This window comes from Bittarella massiliensis (ex Durand et al. 2017), from assembly GCF_017566145.1.
GTDB lineage: Bacteria > Bacillota > Clostridia > Oscillospirales > Ruminococcaceae > Bittarella > Bittarella massiliensis_A.
Genome location: NZ_JABFCL010000002.1, coordinates 62,283 through 79,122, shown reverse-complemented (window position 1 = coordinate 79,122; position 16,840 = coordinate 62,283). Strand labels below are relative to the sequence as shown.

The following is a 16,840-nucleotide window of genomic DNA, read 5'->3' as shown; positions in this document are numbered from 1 at the left end:
TTATAACTACAGTACAGCAATCTCTGCGGTGACACCGTCCACCAGCTTCAGCAGGTCGCCGGGGGCGCACTCCACCTGAAAACCAATTTTACCGGCGCTGAAGAGGATGGTGTCAAAGAGGAGACAGCTCTCGTCCACCACCGTCTTGTAGGGCTTCTTCATCCCCACGGGGGAACAGCCGCCCCGCACGTAGCCGGTGACCCGGTTCAACTCCCGGACGGGAAGCATCTCCACGCTCTTCTCCCCCGCCGCCCGGGCCGCCGCCTTCAGGTCAAGCTCGGCGGCCACCGGGATGCAAAAGACCAGGTAGCTGCCGCTGTGGCCCCGGCAGACCAGGGTCTTAAAGACCTGCGCCGGGTCCTGCCCCAGTTTGGCCGCCACCCCCTGGCCGTCGATCACCCCGTCCCGGTGGTCGTAGGCGTGGGTCTGGTGGGGGACCCCCTCCCGCTCCAAAATGCGCATCACGTTGGTTTTTTCCGTTTTTTTCTCCCTGCCCATGGGCGCGCCCCTCCCCTTTCTCTGTCACGGGCTTTAGTATACCACGTTCCCCGGTGGGCGGCCAGTGCACAGCATCAAAAAAAGGAGGGGCCCGGCAGGCCCCTCCCCTGTTGACAGGTATCGGTTACAGCTTGCCACCCTCCAGCTCAAAATAGCTCTGGGGGTAGTGGCAGACCGGACACTTCTCCGGCGCCTTCATCCCGGTGCAGATATAGCCGCAGTTTCTGCAAATCCAGGTCTCGGCCTGGGGCTTTTGAAACACCTCGCCGCCGTCCAGGTTCTGTTTCATCTGGTTGTAGCGCTCCTCGTGGCTCCTCTCGATCTCCCCCACCAGGCGAAAGCGCTCGGCAATGGCGACAAACCCCTCTTCCCTGGCGGTCTTTTCAAATTCCCTGTACATCTCGCTCCACTCAAAGTGCTCCTTTTCGGCGGCGTCCACCAGGCTGTCGGCGACGCCGGGGACCTCGCCCCCTTTGAGGTATTCAAACCACATCTCGCCGTGGGCGCGCTCGTTGGCGGCGGTGAGGTTGAAGAGGTCGGCAAACTGCTCGTACCCCTGCTCTTTTGCCTTTTTGCCGTAGAGCAGGTATTTGAGGTGGGCCTGTGCCTCCCCGGCAAAGGCGGCCAACAGGTTGTCGTGGGTCTGGCTGTTTTGCAGTTCCATAGTAAATTCCTCCCATTTTGGGGGCGCAGAGACACGCCCTGCCGCCCGGTGTTTTTCACCCTTGAATATGGGCGGTTCGGGGTACCAATATGCAGCCGGATATGGTACAATTTTCAAACGAGACAGACGCCCACCGGGCGCAAAACAGGAGGAGACAAGAGATGCAGACCATCGGGATCATCGGCGCAATGGAAAAGGAGATCGCCCTCATTCGGGCCAACTTAAAAAACCTGCAGGAGGAGGTGGTGGCCGGCGGCACCTACTTCTCGGGCCAGCTGGGGAACCGGCAGGTGGTGCTGACTTGCAGCGGCATCGGCAAGGTCAATGCCGCCATCAGCGCCCAGATCCTCTGCGGGCGCTATCGGGTGGACGCCCTGCTCAACACCGGCATTGCCGGCAACCTGGCCGACGACCTGGGATTGGGGGACGTGGTGGTGGCCGAGCAGGTGCTCTACCACGACTTTGACCCCTCCATCTTCGCCCAGTGCCATCCCTACACCCCGGTGCTCAAGGCCGACGGGGCGCTGGTGGCGCAGATCTGCCGCTGCCTCGACCAGATCGGCGGGGTGCGCTACAAGCGGGGCGTCGTCGCCACAGGGGACCAGTTTGTCAGCGACAGTGCCGTCAAGGCCGACATCATCGCCCGCACCGGCGCCGACTGCGCCGAGATGGAGGGGGCGGCCGTGGGCCACACCGCCGTCAAAAACGGGGTGCCCTTCGGGGTGATCCGGTTGCTGTCGGACACCGCCGACGACGAGGCCGAGAGCATCTACGAGGACTTTGCCGACCGCGCCGCCGAACTGAGCGCCGAACTGCTGGTGCGGGTCATTCAAGGGCTGGCGTAACTGGAGGGGGGGGGAGTTCCCCTCCTGTTTGATTTGCGGAGGGTGGCTTTTGCGGAAGGCCGGCGGCGGGGAGGGTCAGCGGGCGCCTTTCCTCTCTGCGCCGCAAAAAAGAGGACTGGCAAAGCCAGTCCTCTTTTTTCTATCGAAGCCTCTACGCCTGGGGGAAGAGGGGCATCAACTCTTTTTTGAGCACGTCCACCAGTCCCAAATCGCTGATTTTTACCTTGGGGATCACCGGCAGGGCCAGGGTGGCAATGCGCAGCAGGGGGTTTTTCTGCTGCAGCCCCACCTGGCGCAGGGCCTTTTTCATGGCCACCGACTGGGCCGCCACCTGCTCCCAGGAGAGGTTTGACATCAGCCCGCCCACCGGCAGGGGGAAGGCGCAGAGGACCTCTCCCCCGGCGGCGCAGGCGATGCCGCCGCCGCACTCCCGCAGCTTTTTGTAGACGGCGTAGCCGTCCTCCGGGGTCTTGTAGACAATGGTCAGGTTGTGGCAGTCGTGGGAGACGGTGGAGCCGTCGGCCCCCCGCTCCAGGCCGAAGCCGCGCACCACCCCTTTGGCCAGGGTGCCGTTCCCGTAGCGGTTGATGACGATGGCGTAACAGAGATCGCTGTCGCCGGAGATGTCCACCCGGCCGTCTCTGACCGGCAGCGTCTCCACCACGGCGTCGGCGGTGGAGACCTCCATATCGCCGTAGGTCATCACGTTGACCGCCACCTGTTCCCCACAGCCGGCGGGGGCCGCCAGGAAAAAGTCGTCGGCGGTCAGATCGGGTACGTCCATGGAGTTGACCGCCTCGAATGGGTGGGGCTGTTGGGGGATCTCCACCAGCAGGGCCCCGTCCTCCGCCACCTTCTGTCCGGCGGTAAAGACCTCCTTGACCTGGAGGTTTTGCAGGTCGTCCAGCAGCAGGAAGTCGGCCACATAGCCGGGAGCCACCGCCCCCAGGTTGTCCAGCCGGGCGGCCTGGGCGGGCAGCAGGGTGGCGCTGCGGATGGCCAGGACCGGGTCCATCCCCAGACTGACGGCATGGCGGACCACATCGTCGATGTGTCCCACGTAGAGGATGTCGTCGGCCTCTCTGTCGTCGGTGCAGAAGGTCAGCCGGTCCAGGCAGGGGAAATTTTTGACCCCCTCCCAAACGGCGGTGACGTTGCGGGAGATGGAGGAGTCCCGGGCGTCGACATAGATGCCGGCGCGCATCTTGTCCACCGATTCCTCGCTGGTGGTGGACTCGTGGCAGGTCCAGGGACCACCCACCCGGTAGGCGGAGACCATCCGCCCGGTCTGGCGGGGGAGGTGGCCCTGCAGGTAGAGTCCCTCCTCCTCGGCGGCGGCAATGATCTCCATCATCCGCTCCTCGCCCTCGACCACTCCGACAAAGTCCATCACCTCGGCCAGGCCGTGTACGTTTTCCAGCTTGGCCAGCCGATGGATGGTGCCGGCGTCAAAGGTGGCCCCGGCGTTTTCCAGCCCGGGGACCGAGGGGACGCAGGAGGGGATGTTGACGAGCTGGCGCATGGGCAGACCCAGAGCCGCGTCGTGCATGTAGTGAACCGCCTCCTCCCCGGCGACGTTGGCGATCTCGTGGGGGTCGGTGACGGCAGTGGTGGTGCCGTGGGGCAGGACGGCGGCGGCGAAGTTGCGGGGGGTCAGCATCGAGCTCTCCACGTGGACGTGGGCGTCGATGAAGCCGGGCACCAGGGTGCGGCCTTGGCCGTCGTAGACTGCTTTGGCCAGGTGCAGGTCCGCCTGGGGGTCCCCTGCCTCCACGTGGGCCACAAAGCCCTGGTGGACAAAGACGGTGGCGGGGTAAACCTCGCCGGTAAAGACGTTGACGTACTGGACATTGGCGATGGCCAGGTCGCAGGGGATGCGGCCCAGGGCCGCCTGCAACAGGGCACGCTTATCTTTGGGCTGGTATTTCATCTTTTCAGGTCTCCTTTTCTCATTTCCCCGGCCCCGGCCGCCGCCCGCTGCAAGGGGCGCCCGGGTGCCGGTCTCTCTCCGCAGGGTGTTCGGATGAGCTCTACGCCGCCTTACAGCGGGGTGTTGTAGAGGAAGTAGAGGACAAGGGGCACACAGAGGACATACATCCCGGGATGGACCTCTTTCAAGCGGCCGGTGATGCACTTGATGAAGACGTGGGCCAGGATGCCGGCGGCGATGCCGCTGGCGATGGAGCCGGTGAAGATGACAAAGAGGATCATCACGAAGGGACCGAATGCCTCGGAGAAGTTGGAGAAGTCGATCTTGCCGATGTCGGCCATCATCAAAAAGCCCACGAAGATGAGCGCCGGGCCGGTGGCGGCGTCGGGGATCATCAAAAACAGGGGGGCGGCGAAGACCGAGAGGAGGAAGAGGGCGGCGGTGGTGACGGCGGTGAGACCGGTGCGGCCGCCCGCCTCGACCCCAGAGGAGGACTCCACATAGGTGGTGATGGTGGTACAGCCGGTGAGGGCGCCCACGCAGGTGCCGATGGCGTCCACCAAGAAGGGCTTTTGGATGCCCGGCAGGTTGCCGTCCTCGTCCAGCATCCCCGCCTTGCCCGCCACCCCCAGCACGGTGCCCAGGGTGGAGAAGAAGTCGCCGAAGAAGGCGATGAAGATCAGCACGATGAAGGCCGGGGTGAAGAGGCCGGTGAAGTCAAACTGGAAGCAGAGGTTGCCCACCTGGCTGAAGTCGGGCAGCTTGAAGAGCTGGGTGGGAAGGGTGGTGACCCCGAAGGGGATGCCCAACAGGGTGGTGGCGACGATGCCGATGAGGATGGCCCCCTTGACCTTGAAGGCGGTGAGGGCGGCGATGACCAGCAGCCCCACCACCGCCAGGATGACCGGAGGAGAGCGAAAATCGCCCAGCCCGATGCCCCCTTCAAACACCCCGATGCCGGTGTTTTTGAAGCCCAGGTAGGCGATGAAGAAGCCGATGGCCGAACCGATGGCCAGCTTGATGTTTTTGGGAATCATCCGCACGATCAGATCGCGGATGCCGAAGACCGACAACCCCAGGAAGATGAGGCCCGAGACCAGGATGACCGCCATGATCTGCCCAAAGGAGATGCTGCCCGACTGGAGCAGCGCCCCCAGCATGAAGTTGCTGCCCATGCCGGTGGAGAGGGCGAAGGGCATGTTGGCGTAAAGCCCCATCAGCAAAGTAATGAGGCCGCTGATCACCGCACAGGTGACCACGACGGCCTCTTTGGATACAGAAATTCCGTTGATGTCGACGATGGCCGGCACCGCGCCAAATCCCACAATGGCGCTGGGCTGCACCACCAGCACATACGCCATGGTCATAAAGGTGGTGAGTCCGGCGATCACCTCGGTCTTGACCGAGGTCTTTCGCTCGCGCAGGCCGAAAAATTTCGACAGCTGTCCCATAGTTTTCCTCCTCTTTTCGCGTTTCGGGTTGTTGTTTTGGTTTCTGCAGCTTTCGTCGGCAGTCACTAAATGGACAACTCACAACACGCACGCGGCCGGCGGAGGCGGAGAGACAGCTCCGCCCGGCCGGTGAGAAGTTAGCCATAGTACTTCATTTACGGTGAAGTGTAGAAACTACCCGCCATATTCGGGTATTATATAGCAACCAGCGACACCACGAGTATACCCCAGCCCCTCCCCCAAAAGCAAGGGGAGGGCGCGCCGAAAGTGGGCGGCAAAAATGGGGCGAAATTTGTTCCTTTGTACAAATTTTTGTATTCTGTATTTTGCATCTCTCCAAAAATTCATGCAGGATGTTGAAAAACCGGCCAACCCTTTACCTCCCTTTTGTGGGGTCATCTACATTGCATGGGTCTTCCCGTTCTTGACAAAAGGAGGACTCATTTTAGGTAAAAACGATTTGCCAAGCTGCTGGGCAAACTCCCTTCTGCGGGGAGAGGGGGCCTTCTTCGCCGGAGACCCCCTCTTCCCCCTCTCTCCGGCCAGCCCCCCTTCCCGAAAACTCCACCGCCCTCCCTGCCTGGTCCCTTTCCCCTCTCTACCGCCGGACGCCCCATATTGCGAGGCCGTGCAAAACAGGAGTGGGCAGACCCCCCTGTGAATGGCCGCGCCGCCGGTTTGCTGTCACCGCTGGGCAGCCCCCTTTGCCCACGCCCTCCGCCCAGAGGAGACGCGGGCGAAAAAACAGGGTCCCGGCCAAATGGCCGGGACCCTGTGCGGAGGCCTCTACTTCCAGAGGTCTTTGATGCGCTCGAGAAAGCTCTTTTGCTTTTCGTAGTTTTGCTCGATGGAGAGGGACTGCTCGAACTCCTCCAGCTCCCGCTTCTGCTCGCGGTTGAGGCGCTTGGGCACCTCGATGGTGACCTTGACGTACTGGTCGCCCTTCCCGCGGCCGTTGAGGTACTGGATGCCCTTGCCCTTGAGGCGGAAGGTGGCGCCGGGCTGGGTCCCTTCGGGGATCTGGTACTTGACCTTGCCGTGCACCGTGGGGACCACCACCTCGCCGCCCATGACGGCGGTGTAGTAGCTGATGGGCACGTCGCACCAGACGTCGAAGCCCCGCCGCTCAAACAGGGGGTCGGGGCGGACCGAGACCACCACGATCACGTCGCCGCTGGGGCCGCCGTTGTACCCGGCGTCCCCATAGCCCCGCATGGCAATGGTCTGGTCGTCGTCGATGCCGGCGGGGATCTTTACCTCCACCTTGCGGGTGACGGTCTTGCGGCCGCTCCCGCGGCACTTGGAGCAGGGTTTCTCAATGATCTGGCCGGTGCCGCCGCAGCGGGAGCAGGGCCGGGTGGACTGGATCACCCCAAAGGGGGTGCGCTGGCCCACCGTCACCTGGCCGGTGCCGCCGCAGTCGGGGCAGGTCTTGGGGGTGGTGCCCTTGGCCGCACCGGTGCCGCCGCACTCGTCACAGGCTTCCTGTTTCTGCACCTCTACGGTCTTGGTGCAGCCGTGGGCGGCCTCGAAGAAGTCCAGCACCACGTTGATGTGGCTGTCCCCGCCCCGGCGGGGGGCGTTGGGGTTCTGGCGGCGGCCGCGGCCGCCGCCGCCAAAGCCTCCCCCGAAAAAGCTCTCGAAGATGTCGCCCAGGTCGTCAAACCCGCCGAAGCCGCCGGTATAGGCCCCACCAGCGCCGCCGGCGCCATAGTTGGGGTCCACCCCGGCATGGCCGAACTGGTCGTACCGCTGCCGCTTGGCAGAGTCGCTGAGCACCTCGTATGCCTCGTTGACCTCTTTGAAGTGGGCCTCGGCCTCTTTGTCGCCGGGGTTGAGGTCGGGGTGATATTTTTTCGCCAGTTTGCGGTAGGCCTTTTTTAGCTCGTCGTCGCTGGCGCTTTTGGAGACGCCCAAAACCTCGTAGTAATCGCGTTTATCTGCCAATGGATACCACCTGTTTCCTTTTTAAAGTAGCGGGGGAAGGGGGGTCTTTTGCCGTACCAGTATAGCACAGGCCCGGCGCAGCGTCCACCGCAGCCCCTGCCGCCAAACAGGCCGACTGCTCTGCTCGTCGGCCTGTGGCGCACTGCTTTTGGGCGCAGCAACTTATTTCTTGTCGTCGTCCACCTCGGTGAAGTCGGCGTCCACCACCCCGTCGTCATTGGGTGCGGACTGGGCGCCGGCAGCGCCGGCATCTGCACCGGGAGCCCCGCCGGCGGCCTGCTGCTGGGCGGCGGCCTCTTTGTAGACCCGCTCGGACACCTCGTAGAACTTCTTCTGCAGCTCCTCGGTCTTCTGCTTCATTTCGTCCACATTGCCGCCGGAGATGGCACTCTTGAGGGCGGTGAGCTTCTCTTCCAGGGCGGATTTTTCTTCGCCCTGCAGCTTGTCGCCCAGGTCGGCCATGCTCTTCTCGGTCTGGTAGACCATCTGGTCGGCGCTGTTTTTCACGTCGATCTCCTCGCGGCGCTTCTTGTCCTGCTCGGCAAAGGCCTCGGCGTCCTTCACGGCCTTGTCGATGTCGTCTTTGGACATGTTGGTGGAGGAGGTGATGGTGATGTTCTGCTCCTTGCCGGTGCCCAGGTCCTTGGCGTAGACGTGGACGATGCCGTTGGCGTCGATGTCAAAGGTGACCTCGATCTGGGGCACCCCTCTGGGGGCGGGGGCGATGCCGTCCAGGTGGAAGCGGCCCAGGGTCTTGTTGTCGGCCGCCATCTCCCGCTCGCCCTGCAGCACGTGGACCTCGACCGAGGTCTGGTTGTCGGCTGCGGTGGAGAAAATCTGGGATTTCTTGGTGGGGATGGTGGTGTTTCTCTCGATGATCTTGGTGGAGACGCCGCCCATGGTCTCGATGCCCAGGGAGAGGGGGGTGACGTCCAGCAGGAGGATGCCCTCCACGTCGCCGCCGAGCACACCGCCCTGAATGGCGGCGCCGATGGCCACGCACTCATCGGGGTTGATGCCCTTGAAGGGGTCTTTGCCGATGAAGTTCTTGACCGCTTCCTGCACGGCGGGAATCCGGGAGGAGCCGCCCACCATCAGCACCTTGTGCAGATCGCTGGCGGAGAGGCCGGAGTCCTTGAGGGCCTGGCGCACCGGGACCATGGTGGCCTCCACCAAATCGGCGGTGAGCTCGTTGAACTTGGCGCGGGTGAGGGTCATATCCAGGTGTTTGGGGCCGGTGGCATCGGCGGTGATAAAGGGCAGGTTGATGCTGGCCTGGGCCATCCCCGACAGCTCGATCTTGGCTTTCTCGGCGGCCTCTTTGAGCCGCTGCATGGCCATTTTGTCCGAAGAGAGGTCGATGCCGCTGTCCTTTTTGAATTCGCTCACCAGGTAATTGATGATCCGGTCGTCAAAGTCGTCGCCGCCCAGCTTGTTGTTGCCGGCGGTGGCCAACACTTCCTGCACCCCGTCGCCCATCTCGATGATGGAGACGTCAAAGGTGCCGCCGCCCAGGTCGTAGACCATGACCTTCTGGTCGTCCTCCTTGTCCACCCCGTAAGAGAGGGCGGCTGCGGTGGGCTCGTTGATGATCCGCTTCACGTCCAGCCCGGCGATGCGGCCGGCGTCCTTGGTGGCCTGGCGCTGGGCGTCGGTGAAGTAGGCGGGCACGGTGATGACCGCCTCGGTGACGGTGGTGCCCAGGTAGGCCTCTGCATCGGCTTTCAGCTTCTGCAGGATCATGGCTGAAATCTCCTGGGGGGTGTAGTTCTTGCCGTCGATGGCCACGTGGTAGTCGCTGCCCATGTGGCGCTTGATGCTCATTACAGTGCGCTCGGGGTTGGTGATGGCCTGGCGTTTGGCCACCTGGCCCACCATCCGCTCGCCGTCTTTGGTGAAGGCCACCACCGAGGGGGTGGTGCGGGCGCCTTCGGCGTTGGCGATGACGACCGGCTCGCCGCCCTCCATGACCGCCACGCAAGAGTTGGTTGTACCCAAGTCAATGCCGATGATTTTTCCCATTGTCGTTTCCTCCTATTTCAAATCCGTCAATCTGTTCTGTATGGTTGTGGGGGGCGGACACCGCCCCGGGATCGCTTTTCAGTTGGCTACCTTGACCATGGCGTAGCGGATGACCCGCTCTCCCAGCAGATAGCCCTTTTGGAAGACCTCCACCACCTGGCTCTCGCCCAGGGTCTCGTCCTCCACGTGCATCACCGCGTTGTGCAGCTGGGCGTCAAAGGGTTCGCCCACCGGGTTGATCTCCGAGACGCCCATCTTCTCCAGCACCTCGCGGAACTGTTTGAGGGTCATCTCCACCCCGGTCTTCAGGTCGCTGTCTTCCTGGCAGGCGTCCACCGCCCGCTCCAGATTGTCCAGCACCACCACCATCTGGGAGAGGGCGGAAGCCACCCCGTCGGTGAACATCCCCTCCTTCTCCTTGGTGGAGCGCTTGCGGAAGTTGTCGTACTCAGCGCTTAGGCGCAGCAGCCGGTCGTTTAAGTCGCTGTTTTCCTGGCGGCAGCCGGCCAGCTGTTCTTCCAGGGCCTCTACTTCCTTGTTCTTCTTGGGCTTTTTGGGCTTTTTCTCGACCGCCTTCTCCTCTTTTTCGGGGGTGACGGGAGGGGTCTCCTCCGCCGGGGCGGTCTGTTCAGCTTCGGTCTGGGCCGTCTTCTTTTCCGGTTCCACCTGCAAGCTCCTCTCTATTGTTATTGGGTCGGAAGGGGAAGATCCCTCATCCATCCCCGTCGGTTCCATTTAAAATTCTGCCCAGCAGATCGGTAAAATAGGCCAGGTGGGGGATAATCCTGGTGTAGTCCAGATGCCGGGGGCCGATGATCCCCAGCACACCGGTGTGCTCGTCCCCAAAGAGGTAGCCGGTGCTCACCAACGTGGTGCCCGCCAACTCTTGGTCCAGGTCGTCTCCCAGCAGCACCGCCACGTTCCCCCCCTCCTTGGGGGCGGCCCGCAGCAGGGTGTCGGTCTCTTTGAGCAGTTCGAGGAAGGCGTTGTAGCCGTGTTCCGGCGCCGCGTAGCGCAGGAGGTTGGACTGCCCCTCCAGATGCACCTTGGCCCGGCAGAGCTCGGCGCACATTCGGCAGACCAGCTGCACTGCAGGGGCCAAACAGAGGTAGTCGCCCTCCAACTCCCGCTGCAGGAAGTCATCCCGCAGCAGCGTCACCTCGTGCAGCGGCCGGTGAAGGAGGTTTTTGCGGCAGAAGCCCGAGAGCTTCTCCAGCTGCCGCTCCCCCGCCGGCAGACCCAGCCGGCAGACCTGGTTGAGCACCAACCCGCTGTTGGTGAGGGCCACCAGCGCCAGCGTCTGGGGGGTGAGGGCCACCACCTCCAGCTTCTCTATCGACAGGTCGGAGAGCTGGGGGGAGGTGGCGAGAACGGCGTAGTTTGTCATGTAGGCCAAAAGGGAACTGGCCCGGGTCAAGAGGATGTCCGGATCCCTGACCCCCTGGCGGAGAAAGCGGGCGATCTCCCGCTGTTTCTCCACCGGCAACTCCCGCCGCGGCATCAGGTGATTGATGTAGTAGCGGTACCCCTGGGCGGTGGGGATGCGCCCGGCAGAGGTGTGGGGCTGTTTGACGCAGCCGAGGGCCTCTAGCCGGGCCATCTCACTGCGGATGGTGGCGCTGGAAAAGGCGTCCCCCGCCAGCTTGGCAATGGCCCCGCTGGAGACCGGCTCCCCGGTCTCGGAGTAGAGGTCGCAGATGGACTGAAGTACAAATCCCTGTCTCGGCGTCAACATCTCCCCACCCCCGTTCTGGCGGCTGCGGCACCCATTTAGGGGAGACAAATGCCGAAGCAGCGCCGTTTTTGCGTTTAGCAGTCGATCCTCTCGACTGCCAACACATACAGTCTACCCCCAAAGTCAATAAAAGTCAAGAACCGAAATAAATATTTACATATTGGCAATAGTTTTCCCGCCCGTCTTTTGAACGGGGACATTTTTGCACAAAAAAAGAGGGGCCACTAGGGCCCCCTTTTCAAGGGGTGCGGGCCGCCTTGCACGGCGAGGGAATTCAGAGGGGGTGGGAGGCGTCCCCTCTGCCCGGGCCGTCCCCACCGGGGCGGCTTTCAGGGGAGATGGGGTGCTGGGCGCGGCGGATGTCGTGCAGAATCTGCACCCCCTCGGCCACTGCATAGAGGAGAAAGACCCCTACCAGGGCGTCGCAGAAACTGTTCAAAAAGACGGCAAAGCGGGCGGTGAAGGGAACCGGTGGGCCGCCTGCCGAGAGGCTGGCCCCGTCTGCGATGGCCAGGAGAAAACTCCAGACCGCATCGAGATAGGCAAAGTTGCGCACAATTTTGGCCGCCAAGTTCTCGTCCCTTCTCTCCTCTTCCACGAATATCACCGCCTTTTCTACTCATTCTAGTAAATATATGTACTAAAGTCAATAGTAAATATTTTTACTATGCTAAAATGCTGCCAGTTCAACACCAAACGAGAGGGGACGACTCATCATGGCGCCCTACCAGCAGCGGTTGCGGGATCTGCGGGAGGATCACGACAAGACCCAGGCGGAGATCGCCGCCGTACTGGGCACCTCGCAGACCATGTACGCCCGCTACGAGCGGGGGGCCAACGAGATGCCGGTGCGCCATGTCATCACCCTCTGCCGCTACTATGGCGTCAGCGCCGACTATCTGTTGGGACTGACAGGGGAGAAGCGGTGACCCTCCTCCCGCCCCCCGCTGTGGTATAATAGCTGTGCGACGGCTACTATACCCGGGGACGGCCAGGCAGATGCCACTGCGCGCTCAGCACTTGTGTGAGCCGCGCCGCCGGGTGGAGATTGCGCCGAGACGGCAGGGGCATCCGCCTGCACTCCAGCTGCTATCACGCGCCCCCGCGGCGCGCCGAGGGGGAAGCGAAGGCCCATGTTCTCGCCCCTCTTTTACAATATGAACAGCGCCCCGGCCTGCAGCCGGGGCGGACGGGAGGCAATTTGTCAATGAACGCACTGCTGATTTGGTACCCCAAATGTTCCACCTGCCAAAAGGCCAAGGCCTGGCTCGATGAGCACGGCGTGGCCTGCGAGACCCGCCACATTGTGGAGGAGACCCCCACCGCGGCCGAACTGGCCCAGTGGCACGCCCGCAGCGGCCTGCCTCTAAAGCGGTTTTTCAACACCAGCGGCCTCGTCTACAAAAAGGAGCAGATCAAGGACCGGCTGCCCGGGATGAGCGAGGAGGAGCAGTATGCCCTGTTGGCCACAAACGGCATGCTCATCAAGCGCCCCATTCTGCTTTTGGGGGAGCGGGTGCTGGTGGGCTTTCGCCCCGCCGAATGGGAGGCCGCCCTCTAGAAAGGAGCATCTGCAATGCCTGACTTTTCCGCTCTGACCGCCCTCTGGCCGACGCTCTTGACCGTTTTGCTGGCTCTGGCCGACTGCTTTTTGGGGTTTCAACTGAGCAAATTCTGGATCTCTCTGGCGGGCTTTGTCCTGGGCGCGGCCCTGGGGGGATGGATCGCCGCCCTTCTCTCCATTGAGGGGTGGCTCTTTCTCCTCTGCCTTCTGCTGTTGGGGGCGGCGGGAGCCCTGTTGGCCTACCGCATCTACCGGGGCGGGGTCTTTCTGCTCTGCTTTCTGGCCGCCTTCGGCGGGATCTACGCCCTGATCCCCACCCCCTGGGTCGGGGCCCTGGCCGGTTGTGCCGCCGGGCTGCTGGCGGGGGTTCTCTCCCTCAAACTGCTGCGGCCCGCCCTCATCCTCTCCACCGGCATCGGCGGCGGGCTCTGCGCGGGGGCGGGCCTCCTCCCCCTGTTGGGGCTGGAAAATCCCCTCTGGGGGCTGTTGGCGGGGATCGCCCTGGCCATCGCCGGGGTGGCCGTTCAATTTCACACCACCAGCGAGGAAGAGGGGTGACCTCCTCCCTTTGTTGCGACGCGAAAGCGGCCCGGCCAACTGGCCGGGTCGCTTTTTTCAGCCGTACAAAATTTCGGCGATGAGGGGGGTGGAGACCAGAAATCCCTTGGGGGTCAGCCGGATCACCGGGCCGTCAATGTGCAGCAGCCCCGGCTTTTCAAAGGGCCGGGCCCGCTCCAACAGCCCGGCGGGCAGCCCCGCACGGCCGGTGTCCAGCCCGGCGGCGGTGCGCAGCCGCAGCATGGCGTACTCCTCCCAGTCGGGCGTCCCCTCCCGCTGGAGCTGTTCCAGCCCCCTGCCCACAAAGGCCGCCCGGTCGGCCGGGTAGAAAAGGCGGGCGTTCCCCAGCAGGGAGTGGGCCGCCGGGCCAATGCCCAGGTACTCCTCCAGGTTCCAGTACTTCTCGTTGTGGCGGCAGGCAAAGCCGGGCCGGGCAAAATTCGACACCTCGTACTGGCCGTAGCCCAGGGCGGAGAGGCGGGCAACGCAGCTCTCGTACAAGTCGGCGGCGGTGTCGTCGTCGGGCAGCCGCAGCGCCTCCCCCATCTCCCCGAAGGGGGTGCCGGCTTCCACCTTTAAGATGTAGGCCGAGAGGTGCTGGGGCGCCGCCCGGCGGACAAAGGCCTCCATCTGCGCCAGACTCCCCTCGCTCTGGTCGGGCAGCCCCAACATAAAGTCCAGCGAGAGGTTGGCAAACCCCGCTTCACGCGCCGCCTCCACACAGGTCATGGCCTCGGCGGCGGTGTGCAGCCGCCCCAAAGCCTGCAACTCCCCCTCTACTGCCGACTGCACCCCCAGAGAGAGGCGGTTGAACCCCGCCCGGCGCAGAGCCCGCAGCTCCTCCCGCCCCACCGTGCCGGGGTTTGCCTCCAGGGATATCTCCGCCCCAGCCTCCAGCTGGAAAGAGCGCCCCAGCTGTGCCAGCACCCGGGGCAGCTGCCGCCAGAGCAGGCTGGGGGTGCCGCCGCCGAAATAGACGGTGTCCACTGCCCGCCGCCCCAGGTTCTCTCCCCAGAGGGCGATGTGCCGGCAGAGGGCGTCGGTGTACTCCTCCCAGGCGGCCTCCCCGGCGGGGGCCGAATAGAAGGCGCAGTAGTTGCACTTTCGCCTGCAAAAGGGGATGTGCAGATACACCCCCAGCGGCCGGTCCCCCATCCTCACGCCTCCTCTCTCATCTCTTCTCCGCCCCGCAGTCGCTGCACACCCCGTCGTGCAGGGAGACCACCCCGCTGCAGACGGGACACCGCCAGCGGCGCGCCTCTCTTTGCAGCAGAGCGGCTGGTCCCTCCTCTGCCGCCACCCGGCCATTTTCAAGCAAGCTGACTCCGTAGCGGGTGCGGTAGTTCCTGTCCAGCCGCTTTACCGGCTGGCAGGGAAACTGGGGACAGGCCGCGCAGAGGCGCAGCCCCTGCCCTTTGGCACAGGCCCGGATGGCGCAGCGGCGGCAGTGGGTGGGCATCTGCCCCCCTCCCTCCCGGCAGCCCCCGCAGGGCCTGGGGGAGAGGCAGTGCTTGTAGCAGACCAGGCAGTTCATTCCACAGGGCGCCAGCATCCCTTCGGGGATGGCGGACGGCATCTTCATCTCTCTTCTCCCTTTTACAGCCGGAGCCCCGCACAGCAGATCGTGCGGGGCTCCGGGCAGACCAGACGGCGTTTTAGGCGTCACTGTCGAGCTTGAGCACCGCCATAAAGGCCTCCTGGGGGACCTCCACGCTGCCCAATTGGCGCATCCTCTTCTTGCCCTCTTTCTGTTTTTCCAGCAGCTTTTTCTTGCGGGTGATGTCGCCGCCGTAGCACTTGGCCAGCACGTCCTTGCGCAGGGCCCGCACCGTCTCCCGGGCGATGATCTTCCCCCCCACCGCCGCCTGAATGGGCACCTCGAACATCTGGCGGGGGATGTGCTCCTTTAGTTTCTCGGTCATCCGCCGGGCGCGGGCATAGGCCTTGTCGGTGTGGACGATAAAGGAGAGGGCGTCCACTACCTCGCCGTTTAAGAGGATGTCCAGCTTGACCAGCTTGGAAGGCTGGTAGCCCGACAGCTCGTAGTCCAGCGACGCGTAGCCCCGGGTGCGGGACTTGAGGGTGTCAAAAAAGTCGTAGATGATCTCGTTGAGGGGGAGCTCGTAGCGGATGTCCACCCGGTTTTCGTCCACGTACTCCATATTTTTAAAGACGCCCCGCTTCTCCTGGCACAGCTCCATGATGTTGCCCACATACTCCGACGGGGAGAAGATGCTGGCGTTGACAAAAGGCTCGTAGGCCTGGGCGATGGTGGCCGGGTCGGGGTAGTCCATGGGGTTGTCGATGACTTTGGTGGTGCCGTCGGTCAACTCCACCTTGTAGACCACGCTGGGGGCGGTGGTGACTAGGTCCATGCCAAACTCCCGCTCCAGCCGCTCCTGGATGACCTCCATGTGCAAAAGACCCAAAAAGCCGCAGCGAAAGCCAAAGCCCAGGGCAGCCGAAGTCTCCGCCTCAAAGGAGAGGGAGGCGTCGTTGAGCTTGAGTTTTTCCAGCGCGTCGCGCAGGTCGTTGTACTTGGCTCCGTCGGCCGGGTAGAGGCCGGAAAAGACCATCGGCTGCACCTGGCGGTAGCCGTGCAGGGGTTCAGCCGCCCCGTTCTCAGCGGTGGTGACGGTGTCGCCCACCTGGGTGTCCTGCACATTTTTGATGCTGGCGGTGAGATAGCCCACCTCCCCGGCGCGCAGCCGGTCGCACTTCTCCATCTGGGTGGCCCGCAGGTAGCCCACCTCCACCACGTCGAACTCGGCGCCGGTGGCCATCATCCGGATGCGCTGGCCGGGGCGCACCTCCCCCTCCTTGACCCGGATGTAGACAATGACCCCCTTGTAGCTGTCGTAAAAGGAATCGAAGATCAGCGCCTGCAGAGGGGCGCCTTCGTCTCCCTGGGGCGGGGGGATCAGCCTGACGATCTGGCGGAGCACCGCCTCGATGTTGGTCCCCATCTTGGCCGAGACCGCCGGCGCCTCGCCGGCGTCGATGCCGATGAAGTTCTCGATCTCCTTTCCCACCCGCTCCACATCGGCGGAGGGCAGGTCGATCTTGTTGATGACCGGGAGGATTTCCAAATCGTGTTCCAGGGCCAGGTAGGTGTTGGCCAGGGTCTGGGCCTCGATGCCCTGGGTGGCGTCCACCACCAAAATGGCCCCCTCGCAGGCGGCCAGAGAGCGGGAGACCTCGTAGCTAAAATCCACATGCCCCGGAGTGTCGATGAGGTTGAGGGTATAAACCTGTCCATCCTCGGCCCGGTAGTCCAGCTTGACCGCCCGGGCCTTGATGGTGATCCCCCTCTCCCGCTCCAAATCCATGTTGTCCAGCAGCTGCTGGCTCATCTCCCGCTGGGCCACCGACGCGGTGGCTTCCAGCAGCCGGTCGGCAAGGGTGGACTTGCCGTGGTCGATGTGGGCGATGATGGAGAAGTTGCGGATGTTGTCGCGATAGCTCATGGATGTCCCCCTGTCCGTCGGCCGACCCCGGCCGACGCGTCAATGTCAATCGGTGAGCACCGCCCCTGCCCTTTGGGCGAACAGCGGGGCGGCGCTCACAATGCGGCTACAATGCCGCCAGCGCGGCGTGCGCGGCGGCATTTGGCCACGGGGCAGGGA

General features: G+C 63.7%; 16 protein-coding genes and 1 riboswitch. Of the genes, 4 read left to right on the top strand and 12 right to left on the bottom strand.

Annotated features, from left to right (window positions below; genetic code table 11):
• Positions 1-6: 6 nt before the first annotated feature.
• Entirely contained in the window at positions 7-498 is a 492-nt protein-coding gene (ybaK, locus tag HJY11_RS02630; RefSeq protein ID WP_208074535.1) for a Cys-tRNA(Pro) deacylase, read from the bottom strand.
• A gap of 124 nt (positions 499-622) precedes the next feature.
• On the bottom strand, positions 623-1,162 hold the full coding sequence (locus tag HJY11_RS02625; RefSeq protein ID WP_208074534.1) for a rubrerythrin family protein: 540 nt from the start codon (positions 1,160-1,162) through the stop codon (positions 623-625).
• Between the two features lie 161 nt (positions 1,163-1,323).
• Here HJY11_RS02625 and HJY11_RS02620 point away from each other — a divergent pair, with 161 nt between their 5' ends.
• Positions 1,324-2,007, top strand: coding sequence for a 5'-methylthioadenosine/adenosylhomocysteine nucleosidase (locus HJY11_RS02620; RefSeq protein ID WP_208074533.1), 684 nt, complete (start codon positions 1,324-1,326; stop codon positions 2,005-2,007).
• A gap of 151 nt (positions 2,008-2,158) precedes the next feature.
• Here the strand turns inward: HJY11_RS02620 and HJY11_RS02615 are convergent, their stop codons facing one another.
• From HJY11_RS02615 to HJY11_RS02585, 7 genes are all read right to left on the bottom strand, one after another.
• Positions 2,159-3,937, bottom strand: coding sequence for an adenine deaminase (locus tag HJY11_RS02615; protein WP_208074532.1), 1,779 nt, complete (start codon positions 3,935-3,937; stop codon positions 2,159-2,161).
• A gap of 110 nt (positions 3,938-4,047) precedes the next feature.
• Entirely contained in the window at positions 4,048-5,388 is a 1,341-nt protein-coding gene (locus HJY11_RS02610) for an NCS2 family permease (RefSeq protein WP_208074531.1), read from the bottom strand.
• 124 nt (positions 5,389-5,512) lie between these two features.
• Positions 5,513-5,610: riboswitch (purine riboswitch) on the bottom strand.
• 564 nt (positions 5,611-6,174) lie between these two features.
• Positions 6,175-7,335 carry a molecular chaperone DnaJ gene (gene dnaJ, locus HJY11_RS02605; RefSeq protein WP_208074530.1) on the bottom strand — a complete coding sequence of 387 codons (1,161 nt, stop codon included), beginning with the start codon at positions 7,333-7,335 and terminating at the stop codon, positions 6,175-6,177.
• Positions 7,336-7,497: 162 nt separating this feature from the next.
• Positions 7,498-9,357 (bottom strand): molecular chaperone DnaK, encoded by a 1,860-nt coding sequence (gene dnaK / locus HJY11_RS02600; RefSeq protein ID WP_208074529.1) that lies wholly within the window; start codon positions 9,355-9,357, stop codon positions 7,498-7,500.
• 78 nt (positions 9,358-9,435) lie between these two features.
• Positions 9,436-10,077: a nucleotide exchange factor GrpE gene (grpE, locus tag HJY11_RS02595; RefSeq protein WP_243764143.1), complete on the bottom strand. Its 642-nt coding sequence runs from the start codon at positions 10,075-10,077 to the stop codon at positions 9,436-9,438.
• On the bottom strand, positions 10,070-11,092 hold the full coding sequence (gene hrcA, locus HJY11_RS02590) for a heat-inducible transcriptional repressor HrcA (protein ID WP_208074527.1): 1,023 nt from the start codon (positions 11,090-11,092) through the stop codon (positions 10,070-10,072). The genes grpE and hrcA overlap by 8 nt, the downstream gene beginning before the upstream one ends.
• A 274-nt stretch (positions 11,093-11,366) precedes the next feature.
• Positions 11,367-11,690, bottom strand: coding sequence for a hypothetical protein (locus HJY11_RS02585; protein ID WP_208074526.1), 324 nt, complete (start codon positions 11,688-11,690; stop codon positions 11,367-11,369).
• Between the two features lie 118 nt (positions 11,691-11,808).
• On the opposite strand from HJY11_RS02585, the gene HJY11_RS02580 reads away from it, so the two are divergent.
• From HJY11_RS02580 to HJY11_RS02570, 3 genes are all read left to right on the top strand, one after another.
• Positions 11,809-12,021 (top strand): helix-turn-helix domain-containing protein, encoded by a 213-nt coding sequence (locus HJY11_RS02580; protein ID WP_208074525.1) that lies wholly within the window; start codon positions 11,809-11,811, stop codon positions 12,019-12,021.
• A 278-nt stretch (positions 12,022-12,299) separates the two neighbouring features.
• Positions 12,300-12,653 carry an arsenate reductase family protein gene (locus tag HJY11_RS02575; protein WP_208074524.1) on the top strand — a complete coding sequence of 118 codons (354 nt, stop codon included), beginning with the start codon at positions 12,300-12,302 and terminating at the stop codon, positions 12,651-12,653.
• 15 nt (positions 12,654-12,668) lie between these two features.
• The gene (locus tag HJY11_RS02570) at positions 12,669-13,214 is read left to right on the top strand and encodes a hypothetical protein (RefSeq protein WP_208074523.1); all 546 of its coding nucleotides are present in this window, start codon (positions 12,669-12,671) and stop codon (positions 13,212-13,214) included.
• A 57-nt stretch (positions 13,215-13,271) separates the two neighbouring features.
• Here HJY11_RS02570 and hemW read toward each other — a convergent pair whose 3' ends face one another.
• The 3 genes from hemW to lepA form a co-directional block, all read right to left on the bottom strand.
• Complete coding sequence (hemW, locus tag HJY11_RS02565) at positions 13,272-14,369, bottom strand: radical SAM family heme chaperone HemW (RefSeq protein ID WP_208074522.1); 1,098 nt, start codon at positions 14,367-14,369, stop codon at positions 13,272-13,274.
• 16 nt (positions 14,370-14,385) lie between these two features.
• On the bottom strand, positions 14,386-14,796 hold the full coding sequence (locus tag HJY11_RS02560) for a DUF3795 domain-containing protein (protein WP_208074521.1): 411 nt from the start codon (positions 14,794-14,796) through the stop codon (positions 14,386-14,388).
• Between the two features lie 73 nt (positions 14,797-14,869).
• Positions 14,870-16,681: a translation elongation factor 4 gene (gene lepA / locus HJY11_RS02555; protein ID WP_208074520.1), complete on the bottom strand. Its 1,812-nt coding sequence runs from the start codon at positions 16,679-16,681 to the stop codon at positions 14,870-14,872.
• Between the last annotated feature and the right edge of the window lie 159 nt (positions 16,682-16,840).

Bases quoted from the DNA above. Each gene is read 5' to 3' on its own strand.
- ybaK (WP_208074535.1), bottom strand. From the start codon at position 498: ATGGGCAGGGAGAAAAAAACGGAAAAAACCAACGTGATGCGCATTTTG.
- HJY11_RS02625 (WP_208074534.1), bottom strand. From the start codon at position 1,162: ATGGAACTGCAAAACAGCCAGACCCACGACAACCTGTTGGCCGCCTTT.
- HJY11_RS02620 (WP_208074533.1), top strand. From the start codon at position 1,324: ATGCAGACCATCGGGATCATCGGCGCAATGGAAAAGGAGATCGCCCTC.
- HJY11_RS02615 (WP_208074532.1), bottom strand. From the start codon at position 3,937: ATGAAATACCAGCCCAAAGATAAGCGTGCCCTGTTGCAGGCGGCCCTG.
- HJY11_RS02610 (WP_208074531.1), bottom strand. From the start codon at position 5,388: ATGGGACAGCTGTCGAAATTTTTCGGCCTGCGCGAGCGAAAGACCTCG.
- dnaK (WP_208074529.1), bottom strand. From the start codon at position 9,357: ATGGGAAAAATCATCGGCATTGACTTGGGTACAACCAACTCTTGCGTG.
- grpE (WP_243764143.1), bottom strand. From the start codon at position 10,077: ATGGATGAGGGATCTTCCCCTTCCGACCCAATAACAATAGAGAGGAGC.
- hrcA (WP_208074527.1), bottom strand. From the start codon at position 11,092: ATGTTGACGCCGAGACAGGGATTTGTACTTCAGTCCATCTGCGACCTC.
- HJY11_RS02580 (WP_208074525.1), top strand. From the start codon at position 11,809: ATGGCGCCCTACCAGCAGCGGTTGCGGGATCTGCGGGAGGATCACGAC.
- HJY11_RS02575 (WP_208074524.1), top strand. From the start codon at position 12,300: ATGAACGCACTGCTGATTTGGTACCCCAAATGTTCCACCTGCCAAAAG.
- HJY11_RS02570 (WP_208074523.1), top strand. From the start codon at position 12,669: ATGCCTGACTTTTCCGCTCTGACCGCCCTCTGGCCGACGCTCTTGACC.
- hemW (WP_208074522.1), bottom strand. From the start codon at position 14,369: ATGGGGGACCGGCCGCTGGGGGTGTATCTGCACATCCCCTTTTGCAGG.
- HJY11_RS02560 (WP_208074521.1), bottom strand. From the start codon at position 14,796: ATGAAGATGCCGTCCGCCATCCCCGAAGGGATGCTGGCGCCCTGTGGA.
- lepA (WP_208074520.1), bottom strand. From the start codon at position 16,681: ATGAGCTATCGCGACAACATCCGCAACTTCTCCATCATCGCCCACATC.